The sequence below is a fragment of the uncultured Caballeronia sp. genome (assembly GCF_964243625.1).
Taxonomy (GTDB): domain Bacteria; phylum Pseudomonadota; class Gammaproteobacteria; order Burkholderiales; family Burkholderiaceae; genus Caballeronia.
Genome location: NZ_CAXTGZ010000703.1, coordinates 1 through 2,997, shown reverse-complemented (window position 1 = coordinate 2,997; position 2,997 = coordinate 1). Strand labels below are relative to the sequence as shown.

Annotated in this window: 4 protein-coding genes and 1 pseudogene; 1 reads left to right on the top strand and 4 read right to left on the bottom strand. The window is 60.6% G+C overall.

Annotation, left to right across the window (positions count from 1 at the left end):
- On the top strand, positions 1 to 949 hold a 949-nt coding region (locus ACFFAR_RS29585), incomplete at its 5' end, for an NAD(P)/FAD-dependent oxidoreductase (RefSeq protein ID WP_375509055.1).
- Between the two features lie 7 nt (positions 950 to 956).
- Here the strand turns inward: ACFFAR_RS29585 and ACFFAR_RS29580 are convergent.
- From ACFFAR_RS29580 to ACFFAR_RS29565, 4 genes and pseudogenes are all read right to left on the bottom strand, one after another.
- Entirely contained in the window at positions 957 to 1,613 is a 657-nt protein-coding gene (locus ACFFAR_RS29580; protein WP_375509054.1) for an energy transducer TonB, read from the bottom strand.
- A 13-nt stretch (positions 1,614 to 1,626) separates the two neighbouring features.
- Positions 1,627 to 2,025, bottom strand: coding sequence for a biopolymer transporter ExbD (locus tag ACFFAR_RS29575; protein WP_174363206.1), 399 nt, complete (start codon positions 2,023 to 2,025; stop codon positions 1,627 to 1,629).
- Positions 2,022 to 2,585, bottom strand: a complete 564-nt coding sequence (locus tag ACFFAR_RS29570; protein WP_174363207.1) for a MotA/TolQ/ExbB proton channel family protein — start codon at positions 2,583 to 2,585, stop codon at positions 2,022 to 2,024. Before ACFFAR_RS29570 ends, ACFFAR_RS29575 begins: the two co-directional genes overlap by 4 nt.
- A 31-nt stretch (positions 2,586 to 2,616) precedes the next feature.
- Positions 2,617 to 2,997, bottom strand: a pseudogene (locus tag ACFFAR_RS29565) (TonB-dependent receptor); the annotation flags it as partial.

The window sequence follows — 2,997 nt, the reverse complement described above, 5'->3', positions numbered from 1 at the left end:
CATCGACAGCCTGGCCTACCCCGGTGGCCAGTGCATCGAGCTGTATCCCGACAAACCCATCTACGACATCCCCGCGGTTCCATCATGTACGGCACGCGAACTCGTCGACCGGCTGATGGAACAGTGCCGTCCGTTTGATCCGCCTATCCATCTGAACCAGCGCGTCGAAACAGTCGACCAACGCGACGATGGCCGATGGACCGTGACAACGGGTCAGGGCCTCGTCTTCGATACCGCCGCCATCATGCTCGCGGCCGGCAACGGCGCGTTCGTGCCGCAGCGTCTTGCTCTGCCGGAAGCCACACCGCTGGAAAATGAATTCGTGCATTACAGCGTGCGCGCGCTCGCGGACTTCGCCGATAAAACCGTCGTGGTCGCCGGCGGCGGCGACTCGGCGCTCGACTGGGCGCTGGCCTTGCGCAAGCTTGCGCGGCGCGTGGTGCTGGTGCATCGGCGCAATGGGTTTAGCGCGGTGGCATCGAGCGTCGATCAGATGCGGCGTGCGGTCGATGCCGGCGAGATGGAGTTCATGGTCGGCTCGATCGCCGGGCTGCAGATGCTCGATGACAAGCTCGCGTCCATCGAGATCCGGCAGATCGGCGGCGCAGCGCAGATCGATGCCGATCATCTCGTGGTGCTCTACGGCCTTGTTGCAGATCTTGGACCGATCGCGAAGTGGGGTATCGAGATCGCGGGTGGCCGCGTCAATGTCGATACATCGAACTACGAGAGCTCGCGGCCGGGGATTTTTGCGGTAGGGGATATCGCGAACTATCCGAACAAGCAGAAGCTGATTCTCTCGGGGTTTCACGAAGCATCGCTCGCGTTGAGAAAGGCGTACACATACGCGTACCCCGACAAGAAGCGCACCCATGTGCATTCGAGCTACGACGCGGGACTGGCCGAGCGGATCACATCGAGTGCAGCGCATGATGACAACGCGGCATAGCCGCGCATCAGCTGATGTTGAAATGAACGCGAACGTCCTGATGGCTTTCGACCGCATGGCCGTCCTGCATCGCGGGGAAGAAACGCCACTTACGCAGTGCGTCCAGCAATAACGCGTTCAGGCGCGGATTGGACGTCGGTTTTGACAGTTCGACTTCCACGCTTCCATCCGCATGGACATCGAAGCGTGCGATCGCCACAGCTTGAAAGGCGTCTTCGCGAAGATCATCGGGAAGAGAGGGCATGGGCTGATTGATGACACGCGCGGTGGAGCTTGCGGTAGCCACCGGCTTCTCGCTCTCCGGTGCGGGCGGATACTGCGCGGGTTCGTCGGGATGCGAAGGCGTTTCAGTCCTGTCGATGGCGTGTTCGATCGCCGGCAAGCGTGTCACGCGCGGCTCTCTCGCGTGAACTGGCGCTGGACTCGGCCGTGCATGAAGGGGTTTCGCTGAGGGTTCGTTGTGGGCAGGCGCGGGCTCGGGCACAGCAGGCGGCGTGATTTCGACAAGACGCATCTCCATCGATGGCTGCTCTTGTGCAGGAGTTTGCGGCGACGGCTGCGACAACCGGCTCATGACATGAGTCAGCAGGAACATCCACGCAGCGACCGCGATCAGAAGCGCAATGCTCAACCTGAAGCGCGGACCATCGAGCAGATCGTTCAAACGTCGCGTCCAACTATTCACGATGTACAGCGATCAGGAAATGCTCGGCGCCGCCGCGACGTGCGGCGAGCATCGCGTGCACGACGACGCCTTGGGCTGCGGCGTCATCGGCGGCAATCACCACGTTTCGATCAGCTGTAAGGCGTTGCTTTACGCTGGCCTCGACCTGATCCAGTCGAACCGGTTGATGATCGATAAAGATCCCGTTCTTCTGATCGATGCTCATTGTCAGCGGTTGGTTTTCGGCCATGCTCCCGGCCTGTCCCGATGGCAAATTGATCTTCACTGCGTCGAGGCGTTGCATTGCCAGGGAAGCGAGCATGAAGGTGGCGAGCAGGAAAAACATCACGTCGATCATCGGAATGATTTCGATGCGGCCGCGCTTCGATGCTCGTGATCGCCGAAGTTTCATGGAACATCGCTCGCATTTGCTACTGTATTTTCAGCCCCGAGGCGTAGTTCACTGAGGCGCTCGTTGGCGCAAACCTCGAGGTCGTCCATCAACCGCTCGAGGCGTCGCGAAAAGTAGTTGAATGCGAAGAGCGCGAACAACGCAACGATCAACCCGATCGCCGTCGCCACCAGCGACTGCGCGACACCGCCAGTCACTGCGCCGGGATTCACGAGTCCGCTGCCTCCAAAGAGCTGGAAGGAATGCATCATTCCCACAATGGTTCCGAGCAACCCCAGCAATGGCGCAGCGGTGACGATCGTCTCGAGCAGCCAGAAACCCCGGCTCATGTCGCGCTCGATGCGTGTTGCCAGAGACTGCGCCCGCGTTTCGTGCAGCCATAACGGCGTGCCGGGTTGAGGGACGAACATCGCGTCGAGGCGCCTGAAGGCGTGAAAGCGCGCAAAGACATAAGCGCGGTCTATGGTTATTGCAATTGCCAGCACCGCAAGCAGCGTCAGCGGATAGACGACCCATCCGCCTACTCGCACGGCAGCAAGCATTCCTCCCCAATCCTGCATGATCGAAGCCCCTAGCTAGTTATCCCGTCCATCAGAAATTCTTCGTCACGCCTGCGTACAGCGCGAGGTGCGGACCGTACTGTGGCGCACCTACGCCAATGCCGGATCCATCGCGCAACTCGTACACGCGATTGAACGCATTGATGAGCAGCAGCCGCCCATCGAACTTGCCGATCAGCGGCTCCTTGAAGTCGAAGTGATGAATCACGCCGAGGTTGACCTGCGTGTACACCGGCAGGCGATCCGTGTTCGCAAAGCCGCTGCGCAGCCCGCTGCCGACAATGCCATCGAACGTGAAGGTGGTGGTGCCCAACTGATAGGCGCCCCCAAACGATGCTGTCACACGCTGGTCGTGATCGAGGAACACATAGTGGCTGCTGATGAACGCGAGCTCGTCCGGGCCGAAGTTGAA